At 34.2% G+C, this 16654-nt stretch carries 10 protein-coding genes and 1 tRNA gene; 8 read left to right on the plus strand and 3 right to left on the minus strand.

Annotation, left to right across the window (positions count from 1 at the left end):
• Window positions 1-6: 6 nt before the first annotated feature.
• From Q0486_RS02450 to Q0486_RS02465, 4 genes are all read left to right on the plus strand, one after another.
• Window positions 7-91: transfer RNA gene (locus Q0486_RS02450), tRNA-Ser, on the plus strand.
• Between the two features lie 208 nt (window positions 92-299).
• Complete coding sequence (locus tag Q0486_RS02455) at window positions 300-1454, plus strand: DNA adenine methylase (protein WP_299230127.1); 1155 nt, start codon at window positions 300-302, stop codon at window positions 1452-1454.
• The gene (locus Q0486_RS02460; RefSeq protein ID WP_299230128.1) at window positions 1408-2313 is read left to right on the plus strand and encodes a Dam family site-specific DNA-(adenine-N6)-methyltransferase; all 906 of its coding nucleotides are present in this window, start codon (window positions 1408-1410) and stop codon (window positions 2311-2313) included. Before Q0486_RS02455 ends, Q0486_RS02460 begins: the two co-directional genes overlap by 47 nt.
• Before the next feature lie 4 nt (window positions 2314-2317).
• Complete coding sequence (locus tag Q0486_RS02465; protein ID WP_299230129.1) at window positions 2318-3919, plus strand: AlwI family type II restriction endonuclease; 1602 nt, start codon at window positions 2318-2320, stop codon at window positions 3917-3919.
• A gap of 104 nt (window positions 3920-4023) precedes the next feature.
• Here Q0486_RS02465 and Q0486_RS02470 read toward each other — a convergent pair whose 3' ends face one another.
• Genes Q0486_RS02470 through Q0486_RS02480 form a run of 3 tightly spaced genes read right to left on the minus strand, consistent with a single transcriptional unit; the run spans window position 4024 to window position 9547 of the window.
• Window positions 4024-4815 carry a hypothetical protein gene (locus tag Q0486_RS02470; protein WP_299230130.1) on the minus strand — a complete coding sequence of 264 codons (792 nt, stop codon included), beginning with the start codon at window positions 4813-4815 and terminating at the stop codon, window positions 4024-4026.
• Between the two features lie 18 nt (window positions 4816-4833).
• Window positions 4834-6381, minus strand: coding sequence for a RagB/SusD family nutrient uptake outer membrane protein (locus Q0486_RS02475; RefSeq protein ID WP_299230131.1), 1548 nt, complete (start codon window positions 6379-6381; stop codon window positions 4834-4836).
• A gap of 22 nt (window positions 6382-6403) precedes the next feature.
• Window positions 6404-9547: a TonB-dependent receptor gene (locus tag Q0486_RS02480; protein WP_299230132.1), complete on the minus strand. Its 3144-nt coding sequence runs from the start codon at window positions 9545-9547 to the stop codon at window positions 6404-6406.
• A 310-nt stretch (window positions 9548-9857) separates the two neighbouring features.
• Here Q0486_RS02480 and Q0486_RS02485 point away from each other — a divergent pair, with 310 nt between their 5' ends.
• Genes Q0486_RS02485 through Q0486_RS02500 form a run of 4 tightly spaced genes read left to right on the plus strand, consistent with a single transcriptional unit; the run spans window position 9858 to window position 16606 of the window.
• On the plus strand, window positions 9858-11024 hold the full coding sequence (locus Q0486_RS02485; RefSeq protein ID WP_299230133.1) for a site-specific integrase: 1167 nt from the start codon (window positions 9858-9860) through the stop codon (window positions 11022-11024).
• Between the two features lie 54 nt (window positions 11025-11078).
• Window positions 11079-14114, plus strand: a complete 3036-nt coding sequence (locus tag Q0486_RS02490; RefSeq protein ID WP_299230192.1) for a TonB-dependent receptor — start codon at window positions 11079-11081, stop codon at window positions 14112-14114.
• A 31-nt stretch (window positions 14115-14145) separates the two neighbouring features.
• On the plus strand, window positions 14146-15786 hold the full coding sequence (locus Q0486_RS02495) for a RagB/SusD family nutrient uptake outer membrane protein (RefSeq protein WP_299230134.1): 1641 nt from the start codon (window positions 14146-14148) through the stop codon (window positions 15784-15786).
• A gap of 31 nt (window positions 15787-15817) precedes the next feature.
• Window positions 15818-16606, plus strand: a complete 789-nt coding sequence (locus Q0486_RS02500; protein ID WP_299230135.1) for a hypothetical protein — start codon at window positions 15818-15820, stop codon at window positions 16604-16606.
• The last annotated feature ends 48 nt before the right edge of the window (window positions 16607-16654 follow it).

Raw genomic sequence — 16654 nt, forward strand, 5'->3', positions numbered from 1 at the left:
AGTTTTGGAGAGGTGGCAGAGTGGTCGATTGCGGCGGTCTTGAAAACCGTTGTACCGCGAGGTACCCGGGGTTCGAATCCCTGTCTCTCCGCTGAAAAGGGTGTAAATCAAGTGAATACGAGATTTACACCCTTTTTGTATTTATTATTTGTATTTGTGGATCTTATGTTTAATACACAAATAGGAAAATTATTGATAAAATGCTAAAATAATTTCCAATATGGAAATCTGTTAAGTGGCTTTTAGTACTTTTGTATTCAGAATATAACTAACAAATCTCATAAGGATTACTAAATAAGATGAAATATACAGAGATTGAAGGTTTGGATACTTTTACATTAAGGGAGGCTGTAGCAACTTATGGGCAAGAGATTCTTCCTTTATGGAAGGAAGCAGTATATTCAAAACCATACAAATTAGAAAGTCGTAGATATATTGGTTGCAAAGCAAAACTTATAGATTGGATATTTGACTTAATAGAGCATGAGACTCAGAATGTTCATACATTCTGTGATATCTTTGCTGGTACTGGATCTGTCTCCAATAGAGCTGTTAATTTATATAATAACGTTATTATTAATGATTTTCTTTATTCTAACAACGTACTATATAAGGCTTTCTTTTCAACTGGTGACTGGAATAAAGAAAAGATCATTAATCTGTTGGATACATTTAATAGTATAGATTCAAACACAATAAAGGATAATTATTTTTCCGAGAATTATGGGAATAAATACTTTGATATGGCATCTGCTAAAATAATAGGTTATATACGCGATGTTATTGAAGAGATCAAACCGACGTTGACTGAAAAAGAGTATTGTATCCTTATAGCTTCACTGATTTATAGTATCGATAGAATTGCTAACACACTAGGACATTTTGAGGCTTATATCAAGAAGGAAATAAAGCCACGTAAATTTATTATGCGTTTGGTTGATGTAAAATCGTTTGAGGGAGTTACTATTTATCAAGAAGATGCGAATGTATTGGCAAGGAATATTCATGCCGATATTGTTTACATGGATCCTCCTTACAATTCAAGGCAGTATAGTAGATTTTATCATGTGTATGAAGTACTGGTGAAATGGGATAAACCTGTATTAAATGGAGTTGCCCGCAAGCCTGCAGAAGAAAATATGAGTGACTATTGTAGGGTGAAAGCATTTAGTGCATTCACAGACCTTGTTGCTAATATTGATGCAAAATATATTGTAGTGTCGTACAACAATACGTATAAATCAAAATCTTCATCGTCTGAAAATAAAATTAAACTTGAACAGATTGTAGAAGTGTTGAATAAGTGCGGTACAACCAGGGTATTTACGCATAAACATCAAGCGTTTAATGCAGGTAAAACAGAATTTGACGATCATAAAGAGTATTTATTTATAACAACAGTTGATAATGAAAAACGGAATAGCTCGTTCGCCACTGTTTTATGTAGGCGATAAATATAAACTTATCCGTGAAATAAAAACACATTTTCCACAGAATATAAATAGACTTATAGAACCCTTTGTGGGTGGTGGCAGTGTAATGATGAATGTCGAAGCTAATGGTTTTATACTTAATGATATCGACAGCTATGTGATTGCTATTCACAGAATGTTATGTGGTTATATTAATAATAAGAAAGACTTCTATGACCGATTCTTTCAGTTGGTAAATGAGTATGGATTATCTTTGTCTTTTTGTGGACATACAGCTCCTGATGAATTAAAAAAGATGTATCCGAAAACTTATTATGCAAAGTATAATAAAGATGCTTATAACCGATTGAAAGAATATTTTAATAGTGAAGGAAAGCAAGATATAATGAGACTATATATTTTACTTATGTATGGTTTCAATAGAATGTTACGTTTCAACAGAAAAGGAGATTTTAATCTGCCTGTTGGAAATGTGGATTTTAACAAAAATACATACGATGCTTTAGAGGATTATTTTACAATATTACTTCATAAGCAGGTAGATTGGTATAATGAGGACTTTCGGGTATTTCTCCGAAATATTCAGTTTCAAGATGGTGACCTTGTTTATCTTGATCCTCCATACCTTATTACATTCAGTGAATACAATAAACTATGGAATGAACAAACAGAAAGAGAATTACTTGCAGAACTTGATAGATTATCTGTACAAGGGGTACATTTTGCAATTTCTAATGTAACACACTATAAGGGTAGAGTAAACGATGCCTTCATTGATTGGTCTGCTCGGTATACAACCTATCCAATAAAAAGTAATTACATAAGTTTTAATGATAACACGATAAAGGATTTTAATGAAGTGCTTGTAACAAACTATTGATTGTATGGCTAATAATGTTAAACATGGTAAGCGATATTTCAAGCAAATGGCATTGGAGGTTGCAGTAAGAAATCCAGAACGTTATGAGGAAATCCTGAAAACATTTGCTAAGTATGAAGGTATAGTTCTCGACGATGAGGGTATTTTGAAGGTATATTCTCAGTTGTATTTGGACTATGTAGTAACAACTGACAAACTTTCTGATGTAATCCTTACAGAAAGTTATTTGCATGAATGGATAAAGGAGAATTGTCATCATAATAACGAATGGGGGTATCCCACAGGTTATCAGGCAGCGTTTACAAGATACTTAAAGACTTTATCTGAGTTTGGTTTTATTTATGCACAATATAATCAGAAGTTACGTCTTTCACCAATTGCTAAAGCATTGGTAAATGAAAAGATAACTTTGTCTGAGGCTTTTGCAGTACAATGTATGCGCTTTTGGAGAAAGTCTCCATATAGACGCGTTCTTAATGATTTCAATTTCTTTGAATTTATTATTGATACTCTTATTGAACTTAAAAAAAGAGGACACAGACTGTCAATAAACCAATTCAATGTGGGTTTGTTTTCAGATGATGGAAATGTGAATGACTTTTTGGGTTTGATTGAAAAAAATAAAATAGGTAATGACCCTGAAAAGGCTTATAGTCTCGTTGTGTCTAAGTATAATGCAGTTGATGTACTTCATTCGAAGGTAGCAAAGCAGGAATCCGCATTTCGTGATTATGGAAATACTGTATTCAGAGTTCTTCAATTGACAGGCTTTATTACAATAGATTATAAAGGAATATTAATGCTTTCTCCTAATGAGAATAGAATGGGTTTCTATCAAGCATTAAAAGCAGAAAATTTCTCTATAACAGAAACGGCTAAAGATAATGAGGAAGAGTATTTTGAACTGCTCGGTTCATTTGATAACAGGTTAGAGAATATTGTAATGGCATATAGGGAAAAAGATGACTATTCAACTGCTGAGTATAATAAAAAGATTTCAAACATTATAACTTCTTATGGCCTTACTAAGGAACTTATAGAGCAGTCTCTACTGAAAGTTTCATCTGGCGATAAGAAAGGAAAAGATTTATTCTGGTTTATACAGGATCCTGTTAAATTTGAGTTCTTATTGACACTGTATGTATATACGTATTTAGGTGATAAAATGGTCTATAAGCCTAATTATATATGCGATGAATCTGGTATACCTTATTCCCATGCTCCGGGTAATATTGGTGATATTGAAATATTCAGTAACGAAAAATATTGGCTCATTGAAGCAACTCTGATTCGTTCAAAAACGCAGCAGATAAATAATGAAACAGTAAATCTGTTTAGACACATTGATAATGACTGTAATAGAGATAAATATTTGACATTGGTTGCTCCGTATATTCATGATGATACAAAATTAATTTTTAACGTAGCCTCTGTACTCACTTTGATTCAAACAAAAATGTTTACTTTGAGTTCTATATCGCAAACGACAAATGAATTTGTCGATATTCTCAAGACAGGTAGTGATTACTTTTATTTTGTGAAAGAATATAGTCGTAATTTTATATTAGATTTTAGAGAGCAATTAAATTCAATAGCAACATTGTGATAATTATTAAATGTGGGCAAAAGAAAGAGGATTTATAAGAAAATAGGCTGTCTCACTTTGAGACAGCCTATTTTTTATCATGTAAATCTTTTGATTGTTGGCAATTATTCAGCTGGTAACTCTAATGTTTCAGTAAATCCTTGATATAGCAGTCCCCAACCACCATTGTATTCTACAACTCCTTGCATAGGGAATTTTAGAACATTACCTTCACGTGTCATACTTGTAGCTGCAAAATATACCATTCCATAAGTGGCGTTAGTATAACCTGTTGCTTGTATATCCCAGGCAACAAGTTCCTGTCCGTCATCGCTTAATGAAAATACTATAGGGTATCCTTCAACATAGCAGTCTACTAATCTATAGATATTGCCTTCAGCAGCTTTTTCTATTGCTTGTGGCCAAGCTTGTCCAAAGAACTCTGAAGTAAATTGTCCAGTACCAAATGATGTCCATGTCAACTGTCTTTTAACAGTAACTTTTATACTTCCCTCTCCTGATATGGAAACTTGTGATGCATCCTGAACTTCTAAAGTGATATTGTAGGTAGTTGTTGCACCCAGTGAATTCAGATCAAAGTTTAATTCAACATAAGAAACATTCTCTCCTTCATTAAACTTTACAGTTGACGAACTCAGTGTAAATATGTTTTCAGCTACAGTATTTTCATCAATAGTAATCTGTATTTCTGAGTTGTCATTTGTGTTTGATCTGTATATAGGAACAAGAATTTTACCTTCATTTTCTGTAGAAACTTCTTCAGACATTGTTGTTGAAGCAAAACTTACACCAGTTCCATTTTCGTACAGTACACCTTCAGCATCTGTATTACAAGAAGTGAATGTTGCTGCACCTAATAAAAGGCATAGACTCCAATATAATATATTTCTTTTCATTTTTATTTGTGCATTAAATTATTGTACAATAGGATTCTGATCAGCATCGGTTATGTTCTCGTTACCGTCAATTTCAGATTGAGGTAATGGAAGGATAAATAGTGGAGAAGCCGCTTCAGTATTCTTTGTTTGAACAGTCTCAGTATGATTTGAACCTTCATATTTACGGTTGTAACCTAAACCAAGACGTTGCAAGTCGAATATTCTACCTGCTTCACCCCATAATTCAACACGGCGTTGGAATAAAATTTCATCCATCAGCGTTACTAATGCTGAGTTTGTGTTAGAATTATAAGAATTAGAATCTGTTCTACCTGCCAATCTTGTTTCAAAACCATTATCACGTAATGTACCTAGTTCTTTTATTGTGTTACGAGCTGTAGCGTATTGTTCCAAATGACATTCTGCTTCTGCCTTAATTAAGACCATTTCTTCAGCTCTCATCAGTATATAATCTCCTGTACGAGTTGTATAATCTGCCATTTTGAATTTTAACTGACAATAGCTGATTTTAGATGTTCCAGCAACTTCTTCATCTTCACTCAGTGCACCACGGAACCATGCTAAACGTGTATCTGTAGTTGGTATAAGTTTATATAAACCTGTGCTAATGCATTGAGGTGCTTTCGAACCGTACATACCAGGGGCATCAGCGTCCATGTGTGAGAAGAAACTTGCAAATCCACTAGATTGGTCTGCTATAATTTTCATACCCCACATAACATCCGAAACGTCTACGTTATTATTTCCACCTAAATCTTCAACACTTGCCAATTGGAGTCCTGGCTTTTTAAGTGCTTCAGCAGCAGCATCGGCAGCTTTCTGATATTCATGTTGTACCAATGAAACTCTGGCTTGAAAACCTTGAGCTGCATAGTAATCTACGTGAGAAATATCTTTCTGTTCAAGATCTTTTAATAAAGTAGTAGCTTTAGTTAAATCTTCATTAATTCTGTCGTATACTTGCTGAACAGTACCACGAGGTTTTCCTTCGGAACCAGCAACTGTAGGTTCTGTATATACAGGAACACCTGGTTTATCCTCATTACCTTTATATGTCTGCTGATATAATTGTATCAAATAGAAATAGCTATATGCACGCATAGCGTATGCTTGACCTACTATTCTTTTGACTTCTGCTGGATCACCTCCCATTGTATTTTCGGAAGCAATGATATAGTTCAGATTACTGATTATAGTATAGTAGAAGTTCCAAATAGAATATGAACGACCTGAAGTATTCGAAAAATCTCCATGTACATTTAGTCTGTAATCTTCATAGAACCAGCCTTGTCCCTGGCTATACATCAAATGATCTTCTGCCATTAAGTCTGCCAGCAACTGGATTGCTGTTTGTCCACAGTTCTCTGAACCCCAGTTTGCACTCCATCCGGCAACATATAACATTCTATATACACCGTTTATTGCCGCTTCTGCACTATTGGCATCTTCGAAAACTTGAGTTCCTGAAACTTTATCAGTTGGTTCTGTATTCAATTCATCTGCACAGGAGTTAAATGTCAATAAACCTGCAAGTGAAAAGATATATAATAAATTCTTTTTCATTTTATTTCTATAGTTTTAATCATTAAAATGTAACATCTATACCGAATGAAATAGTTCTAACAGGAACATATCCAAAGTTTGTACCACCAGTGAAGTTGTATTGTGGGTCCATACCTTTCAAATGGTTGAATAGTACCAGGTTGTCTCCGGTTGCTGTGATGCGGATATTCTCCATATTTAGTTTCTTGATCAAATTGGAAGGTAAAGAGTATCCTAATGTAATGTTCTTGATAGACAAATATGATGCATTAATCAAATTGTTATCTGTAATAATGTAGCTCTTACCTATTTCAATTCTAGGAATGTCGGTAATATCGCCTGGTTGTTTCCATGCGCGTTCAAGATGTTTACTTTTTGCCTGACCAATATAGTTACCATAAAGTAATGTATTATATACACCATCTAAGACTTTACCACCAATAGAATAAGTACACAGAACGCTCAAATCAAAGTTCTTGTATTTAAAACTGTTAGTAAATGATCCATATAGATTAGGAATACGACTGCCCTGAATTTCTTTACATGCAGTAGCTTTTGCCTGATCGTCAGTAATATATTTTTCACCTTTTACGCCATTTTCATCTGTATCCCAAGCCCAGTATAGTTGCTTACCAGTTGCTGGATCAACACCGGCTGCACTTGCTGTATAGAATGAATTTAATGTTTCACCTTCACGAATGATGTAGCTACCAGAGATGATTTCAGGTTTGTCAGCAAGCTGTAACACTTTGTTTTTAATGGTTGATCCCATTAAAGTAAGATTCCAGTTGAAATCATTTGTTCTGATTAAGTCGGCATTTAATGTAATATCCCAACCTGTGTTGCGCATACTACCGATATTCTTGTTATATCCATCGAAACCTAATGATGTTGCCATAGGGTATGACATTAACATATCACTAGTTTTACGGCTATACCATTCAATACCAACAGATAAACGATCAAAGAATCTACCTTCTAAACCAACGTTCAGGTTGCCGTTTTTCTCCCATTTCAAGTCTTTGTTCTCAAGTGATGACAATGCGACACCACTCATATTGCCATTTGGATATCCTAAATCATAGAATGACTGCCATGCATAATATGTTCCCAGATTATCATTACCCTGAACACCATAGCTGGCCTTAACTGATAAATTATTAATCCAAGAAACATCTTTTAAAAACTCTTCTTGTGAAATACGCCAGTTTGCACCTACAGACCAGAAGTTACCCCAACGGTTATCTTTGTGGAATCTGGAAGAACCGTCAGTACGGAAACTTGCAGACAAATAATACTTGTCAGCATAGTCGTATGCAAAACGTGATAACACTGATTCAACGGCATAATTATGCTGATAAGAAGATGCACTAGTAATAGTAGTTGCAGCGTCCAATTCATACAATCCACCAAATGGGAAACCGGTTTTTGATGCACCAAGATATTGGTAGTTATATTTGTAGAACTCATGACCTACCATAGCAGATACATGATGTACTCCAAATTTTCTATCATAACTTAATAATTGGTTGAATGTATAACTCATAGTTCTGGCAACAGCTTTTTGTATTGTACCTTTTACTGAAACAGAGTTTCCGTTATAAGGATTATAATAAGTCATACCTGCAGAGTTTACAATATCGAAACCGTAATTTACAGATAATTTTAATCCTTGCAATGGACCTGTTTTCAGGTCTCCTAAATCAGCAAACATACGACCACTTAGGTTGTCGCTTGTTGTTGAATATTTGTCATCGTATAATGTAGCGATTGTATTCCAATCTGCATTTGCTCCAGCCGGACGGTTAGAACCGTAGTCAAATACCGGATTACCTAAATTATCCATAACTGTAGCACCGTTTGCATCTTTCTCGAATACCGGATAGATAGGTGCCATAAGTTGTGCAGTGTACCATACGTTTGATGAACCAGAAGAGTTTTCTACAGCAGTATTACTCTCGTTTCTTGAATAGCTGGCATTCATTCCCGCTTTTAACCAGTTAGTAACTTCTGTACTGATATTCATACGACCGTTTAAGCGGTTGAAGCTTGTTGTTTTCAACAAACCTTCTTCATCAAGATAACCCAGAGAGAACATATATTTAGTTTTCTCGTTACCACCGTTGAATGAAACATTATATTCTTGGCGTAAAGGGCTTTTATCCATTGCTTCATCCATCCAATCTTCTGAATATTTTAAATAAGCATCACTACGCACTTTTCCTGTGGTTGGATCGATAAGTTCTGTAATAGAATAATTAAATGGATTATACTGTTCGTTTACTCCCAAGATAGCTGTAGCGCCGCTTTTCATATTTTGGAGAGCTAATACAGCTGCATCCGAAGGAGAGATACCATCATTGTATATCAGATCGTTTTTGTATGACTGGTATACAGTTTCCAAATATCCGGCTTCATCCATTGTTTCATAACGTGGGATTGATCTTGAAGAAACACCCCAATTAGCTTTCAAATTAACTTTAACTTTGCCTGAGTTACCTTTTTTAGTAGTAATCATAACTACTCCATTGGCACCACGTGAACCGTATAGAGCACCAGCTGATGCGTCTTTTAGTACAGTCATGGATTCAATGTCATTAGGATTTATTGCAGAAATATTACCATCATAAGGTACACCATCTACAACATACAATGGGTTCTGTGATGAGTTAATAGAACCGAAACCACGAACGACTACTGATACTCCTGATCCAGGTTGTCCAGAACCTGATGTCGTTTGTACACCAGCAACCATACCATCTAATGCTTTAGTAACATTAGCAACAGGTCTTTTTTCTATCTTATCAGCTTTGATAACCTCAGCTGAACCGGTAAAAGATTCTTTACGTGCTGTACCATAAGCTACAACCATAACTTCGTCCAAAACTTCTGTATCAGAATGAAGGCTTACTTTAACTACAGGTTTAATAGCAACTTCCTGAGTCTTCATACCGATAAATGAAATAATCAGAGTTCCGGCCGAACTTGGAACGTTAGTAATAGTAAAATTACCATCAATATCAGTTACAGTACCAACTGTAGTACCTTTAACCAATACAGATGCACCTACTACCGGTAAACCGTCCTCATGAGAAGTGACAGTACCTGTCACCTTAGAGACCTGAGCGTTTACCAGACCAATGCCAATAAACAGGCAGGTCATTAACAGCATCAATTTTCTTTTCATAAAAATCTCTCTTAAAGTTTAACTTTACATTAATAAAAATTTGTTCTCTCTAACAGGTTGCGAAAGTACTAATAAAATTTGGATTTTTTTCTCTTTTTTCAAGCAAAATATCAACACAACCTGCTTTTTAACACTTAAATTGACATTTTTCTTTTAAAAATGCAATCTAAAATATGTTTTACATCATAAAAACATCATTTTGTAAGCATCACAATCCTTTTGTTACAAATCATAAGTTTATTATAGCCATTGTTTATGTGTTGACAAATAATATATAACTATATTCACAATTTATAAATTAAAAAGTATTATGGAGAAAATTTATTTTAGGTTAGTGTTTAATAGTGAAAATAATCTAAATGCCGATACACTTGGCACGGTCGTAATAGAAGCAAGGCAGTTTTCAGAAAAAGTGTATTTGCCAACAAATGTTTCTCTTAAACCGGAATATTGGAATTCATATTCTCAAGAGGTAAACTCAACTCACCCAAACCATGAACTTCTGAATAGATATTTACAGGAATGTATCCTCAAACTGGAATGGCAAGAACTTAAAATGTGGAAAAACGATACTCCAATGACTTTGGAACAATTAACCATGCCAGATAGCTGGTGTAATGAAGCGAAGGAATCTTCATTTTTAAACTTCTGTAAAGAATATATTCATATTAGTAGAAAAAGGGAAAGTACAAAAAGAAATCTTATGACAACTGTAAAAGTATTGAGTCTATTCAATTATAACACAACATTCAACAATATTACGTATGAATATATTATGAATTTTGAAAAATTTCTTTTTGCCAGAAAATACAAGATAAATACTATCATTAAACATATAAAACATCTTAGAAGCTTTTACAATGAAGCTGTGAACAGAAAACTAATAAATAACTCTGATGACGCATTCAGAAGATACAAAATGCTTAAAGGCGAGTCTCAATATACTTTCTTATTACCTGAAGAATTAAACAAATTAGAAAAACTGGTTCTTGCAAAAAAAAATAGAAATATGCAACATACACTGGATGCATTCCTGTTTTGTTGTTATACAGGTTTAAGATATTCTGATTTTTGTTCATTAACAAAAGATAATCTGATGAATATTGATGATAAGATATGGCTTATGTACAAATCTGTTAAAACTGGAGTTGAGACTAGATTGCCATTGTATTTATTATTCAACGGTAAAGCAATTTCTATATTAAATAAGTATAAACACAATATGAATTCTTTTTTCAAAATAAGTTCAAACTCCAGTATAGATAAGGAACTTAAAAGAATAAAGGCATTGGCTGGTGTAAATACTCACATTTCTTTTCATACAGCAAGGCATACTAATGCAACTTTACTTGTATATAAAGGTGTAAATATTACCACGGTACAAAAACTACTAGGACATAAGAATATCCGTACCACACAACATTATGCAGACATACTTCCGCAGGGAATAGTGAAGGATTTAGAAAAAAATGCCTGATTATCTTAACTATATTCTTATTTATATACACTAACATAATTCATTGAGAAACAGATATTATGGAAAAGTTCGGCCGGAACTCTGGTAATTTCATTCATAGGAATGAAACCACAGGAGGTTGCTATTAAACCTGTAGTTAAAGTGTCTCTTCATTCTGATGCAGAAATGCTGGATGAAGTTATGGTCGTTGCTTATGGTACTGCTAAAAAATCATCATTTACGGGATCTGCAAGTGTTGTCTCATCAGAAGAAATTGGCAAAATTCAAAGTTCAAATGTTGCTAATGCCTTAAGTGGTAAGGTGTCTGGTGTGCAATTAAATAATGTCTCTGGGCAACCAGGTGCAACTTCTCCAACTATTCGTGTACGTGGTATCAGTTCTATTAATGCAGGAAACGACCCTTTGATTGTATTAGACGGTGTACCATATGACGGAGATATGAATAATATATCTTCTCAAGATATAGAATCTATGACAGTGTTGAAAGATGCCGCTTCAAATGCCTTATATGGTGCAAGAGGTGCTAATGGCGTAATTATCATTACAACTAAGAAGGGAAATTCTGGCAAAGCTAGAGTTACAGTTGACGCAAAATGGGGATCAAACTCAAGAGGAGTGCAAGATTATAATATAATTAAGAGTCCAGCTCAATATTATGAAATGTATTATGGAGCATTGAAGAGCTTTTACGTTAATGCTGAAGGTATGACTCCTAGTCAAGCACATATAGCAACTAATCAAAACATGATTGATCCTAATTCTGCTAATACTTATTCATTAGGATATAATGTTTACAATATACCTGAAGGACAATTCTTAATCGGAACAAATGGAAAACTTAATCCTAATGCGACATTAGGAAATATTGTTGAATATGGAGGTCAACAGTATTTATTAAGTCCGGATAATTGGTTGGATGAAGTTTACAATCATGGATTAAGACAGGAATATAATGTAAATGTAAGTGCTGGTACAGATAAATCTTCATTTTACGCGTCTGTTAGCTATTTAAACAATGAAGGTATTACTGCTAAGTCTGATTACGAACGTCTCAATGGACGATTAAAAGCTGATTATCAAGTAAACGATTGGTTGAAAGTGGGGGCTAATTTAGCATATATTCATTTTAACGCCAATTCATTGACTGAAGATGGTTCTTCTAGCTCTTCTGGAAATGTTTTTGCTATTGCTACACAAATGGCACCGATTTATCCTATGTATATACGTGATGCTCAGGGAAACATATTATATGATTCTAATGGCTTTAAGCGTTATGATTATGGTGATGGTTATTATGCAGAAGGAAATAATACATATTTAGAACGCCCTTATATGTCTGGCGCTAATGCATACGCTTCAAACATACTAGATGAGAATAATTCTGAAGGTAATGGAATGAATGCTTCTGGGTTCGTTGATATACGTTTCCTTAAAGATTTTAAATTCACATGGAATAGCAGTGTATTTCTTGATGAAACACGTCAAACATCATATACAAATCCATATTATGGCCAGTATGCTAGCCAGAATGGTATAGTAAATAAATCTCATACACGCAGTCTGGCATTCAATCACCAACAGATATTGAATTGGAAACGTTCATTTGAAAATCATAATTTGGATGTCATGATCGGACATGAAGCTTATAAATATAAATATTATTATTTGTATGCAAGTAAATCAAATATGTTCGATCCTACCAATCATGAACTTGCTGGTGCTATTACTGATGGAAGTAGTAATTCCTACACAACAGACTATAATACAGAAGGATATTTTGGCCGTATCCAATATGATTACGCTGAGAAATATTTCTTGTCTGGATCATACCGTCGCGATGCTTCAAGTAGATTTCATCCTGATAATAGATGGGGTAATTTCTGGTCTGCAGGAGCTGCTTGGATTGTATCGAAAGAAGATTTCTTTAATGTAGATTGGATTAATTTGTTGAAAGTTAAAGCATCATACGGTTCACAAGGAAATGATAATATAGGTAATTATCGTTATGTAAATACATATACAATTGTAAATTCAGGAGGTGAACCAGCTGCAGTTCCTGAGACAATGGGTAATAAAGATATAACATGGGAAACAAATGGAAACTTTAATGCAGGAATCGAATTTGAATTGTTCAATTCAAGATTTAATGGTAGTATAGAATATTTTTTACGTCAAACAACTGACATGCTATTCAGCTTCCCATTAGCTCCATCTTTTGGATATAGTTCTTATTACGCAAATGTTGGTGATATGCGTAACCAGGGAGTTGAAATAGAATTAACAGGAACTCCTATAAAAACAAAAGATATAACTTGGGATATTCGTTTGAATCTGACACATTATAAAAATAAAATAATTTACCTTCCAGAAGAACGTAAAAGTATGAGTTTAGGTGAACATAAAGGATTTAGCAGTGGCGATAAATTCTTTGGTGAAGGTCTTCCTCTATACACCTATAGAATGAAACAGTATGCTGGAGTTAATGAAAATGGTGAGGCTCTATATTACATGGATCAAAAGGACTCTGAAGGTAATGTAACACGTGTAAAGACAACTAATTATTCATCAGCAACATTCTATGATTGCGGAACTGCATTGCCAGATGCATATGGTGGTTTTGGTACAACATTTAGCTACAAAGGATTTGACTTCTCGGCAGACTTTAATTACCAAATAGGAGGGCAAGTTTATGATAGTGATTACGCTTCAATGATGTCTTCTCCTGGAACAAGTTCAAAAGGTAGTAATTTCCATGCTGATTTACTAAATTCTTGGACTCCTGAGAATCCAAACAGTAATATTCCTCGCCTGCAATTTGATGATCAGTTTACAGCTTCATCATCTGATAGATTCTTAACTAATGCTTCTTACCTGAGCTTACAAAACGTAACATTTGGATATACATTACCTGCAAGTGTAACTCGTAAAGCTGGAATAGAAAAAATTCGCTTATATTTCGCTGGTGAGAATTTATGGTTATGGTCGAAACGTCAGGGACTCGATCCTAGACAAAGTATATCTGGTAATGTAACATCTTCATATTATGCACCTATGCGTACTATCTCAGGAGGTATTACATTAACATTCTAAACTTATAACTTAGATAAAAAGATTATCAAATATGAAAAATATAATAAAACTTTTAACAGGCTTTTGTATCTCTTCATCACTTGTAATGAGTAGCTGTATAGAAGAGACATTTCCTACTAATGGAGCTACAGAAGACCAAATTATTTCATCGGATCAATCTGCCTCAGCTATGCTTTGGGGTATGCACGCAATGCTAAATACTCCTGTATTTACAGTTGGAGATTATCATTTTGATTGGGGATATGGGGCAATGATGCATATTCGTGATATACAGACAAATGATATGCCAATTTACGCAAGTAATTACGATCAGTTTCAGGCATGGGAGCGTAATATTTCTATGGGAGAGGATTATTTATACAATCAAATTGTCTGGAATTTTTATTGGAGATGTGTATTATCTGCAAATAAATTATTAGCAGCATTTCCTATTGATAAGGCTACAGAAATACAAAAGGGATATATTGGTGCTGCATATGCTTATAGAGCAATGCTTTATCTAGATTTAGCCCGCATGTATGAATATCTGCCAACAGATGGTACTAAAATGCCAAACCTAGCAGGTAATGACGTAACAGGACTTACAGTTCCTATTGTAACAGAAACTACAACAGAAGAGCAAGCAAAGAATAATCCACGTGTAACACGTGAGAAAATGGCAGAATTTATATTGTCAGATTTACAAGCTGCAGAAAAATATATTGTCAATCTAACAGAAAGTTCTCATGTATTGCCTCATTTAGATGCTGTTTATGGGTTAATGGCAAGATATTATATGTGGTTAGCTGAGGATGCTAATGGTAATTCCGATATTGAAGCATATAAGAATGCCCAAAAATATGCGAGGTTAGCTATTACAGAATCTAATTTAGCACCAATGACACAAGAGGAATGCTTAAGTACATCTAAAGGATTTAATAATATAAATTGTTGGATGTGGGGAGCGCAATTAGTTAAAGAAAATGATCTTGTTCAAACAGGTATAATCAATTGGACCTCATGGAAATCAAATGAGACATCATTTGGTTATGCTGGTGCATACGGAGCACAAGCTATGATAGATGCCAGTATGTATAATCGCATAGATGATAATGACTTCAGAAAACGCCTTTGGAAAGCTCCAAATGGTTCACCACTAAGTGATAAAAATGAATACGTCAGCTCTGCTTATATGGATTTTTCATCTACAGTAAAAGAATATGGTAGTTTAAAATTCCGTCCAGGTGAAGGAAACGCAGACGATGTAAACCTTACTGCTGCTACTGCATACCCATTAATGCGTGTAGAGGAAATGTACTTTATTGAGGCGGAAGCTGCTGAACATGTTGCACCAGGTACTGGTAAAACACTTCTTGAAAGTTTTATGAATAATTATCGTATAGCAGACGATGTTGCTGAATATACTTATTCATGTACAAATTCAAATGTAATTGATGAAATAGTATTCCAGAAACGAGTTGAACTTTGGGGCGAAGGATTGACATTCTTTGACGTTAAACGCTTAGATATGTCTGTTACACGTGATTATCAAGGATCAAATTGGAAATCATTAACTAATTTCAATACTTCACGAAGACCTGCATGGATGAATTACTGTATAGTAGCTACAGAAAAAAACAGTAATTCTGCATTAGTAGGTTATGAAAATCCTGATCCTAGTCAAGCTTACTAATATAAATGTAATATATTAAAAAGAAATATTTATGAGAAAATTATATAAATATGGTTACGCGGCTTTGTTAATGGTACTTGTGTTTGGCTCTGTTTCTTGTACTAAAGATTGTGAATATACACCAGCTCAAGTAATAAGCAAAGATTGTGTAAAAGCTTCATTTCTAGAGAGTGAAGATGGCTTCTTTAAGGAATTGACACCTGATGAAGAGAAGAAAATTACTTTAACTGTTACACGAGAGATAACAGAAGGCGAGTGCACTGTTGGTCTAAATATAATAGATAATAAGACTGGTATTTTCAATGTACCGGAATATGTGAGTTTTGCTGATGGTGAATCATCTAAAACTTTTGACATTACATTTCCGGATGCAGAAGTTGGAGTTCTATACAACCTAACAATAGAACTGGATAATCACTCTATAGATCCATATATTGAATCTACCATTTCAACTCTAGTAGGTAGTGTCCAAATTGTTCAGTGGAATCCTATAGGTGAAAGTCAAATGATAAGTCAATTCTTTGAACAAACAATTACATGTGAAACAATGAAAGCATCACATGCAAATTGGTATAAATTTGTTTCATTAACAGAAGAAGGTAAAGACTTGGTTATTAAAGTAAATGAAAATAATGAAGTAGTAGTAGAAGACCAGCAAATAGGTACCCATGCCAGTTATGGCCCTATCTACGTTAACAATAGCCAATATGGTGGAGAATATAATCCTGAGACTAACACTATAGTTGCAAATTTGTACTATTATGTGTCTGCAGGGTATTTTGGTACTTATTCTGAAACTTTTAAACTTCCTTCAGAATAAATTTTATTAAAATCTCATACAAAGTAGAGGGTGTGTCTTTGGCACACC

This window comes from uncultured Bacteroides sp., from assembly GCF_937912035.1.
In the GTDB taxonomy this organism is placed as follows: domain Bacteria; phylum Bacteroidota; class Bacteroidia; order Bacteroidales; family Bacteroidaceae; genus Phocaeicola.

Bases quoted from the DNA above. Each gene is read 5' to 3' on its own strand.
- Q0486_RS02465 (WP_299230129.1), top strand. From the start codon at position 2,318: ATGGCTAATAATGTTAAACATGGTAAGCGATATTTCAAGCAAATGGCA.
- Q0486_RS02480 (WP_299230132.1), bottom strand. From the start codon at position 9,547: ATGAAAAGAAAATTGATGCTGTTAATGACCTGCCTGTTTATTGGCATT.
- Q0486_RS02455 (WP_299230127.1), top strand. From the start codon at position 300: ATGAAATATACAGAGATTGAAGGTTTGGATACTTTTACATTAAGGGAG.
- Q0486_RS02485 (WP_299230133.1), top strand. From the start codon at position 9,858: ATGGAGAAAATTTATTTTAGGTTAGTGTTTAATAGTGAAAATAATCTA.
- Q0486_RS02500 (WP_299230135.1), top strand. From the start codon at position 15,818: ATGAGAAAATTATATAAATATGGTTACGCGGCTTTGTTAATGGTACTT.
- Q0486_RS02475 (WP_299230131.1), bottom strand. From the start codon at position 6,381: ATGAAAAAGAATTTATTATATATCTTTTCACTTGCAGGTTTATTGACA.
- Q0486_RS02460 (WP_299230128.1), top strand. From the start codon at position 1,408: ATGAAAAACGGAATAGCTCGTTCGCCACTGTTTTATGTAGGCGATAAA.
- Q0486_RS02470 (WP_299230130.1), bottom strand. From the start codon at position 4,815: ATGAAAAGAAATATATTATATTGGAGTCTATGCCTTTTATTAGGTGCA.
- Q0486_RS02495 (WP_299230134.1), top strand. From the start codon at position 14,146: ATGAAAAATATAATAAAACTTTTAACAGGCTTTTGTATCTCTTCATCA.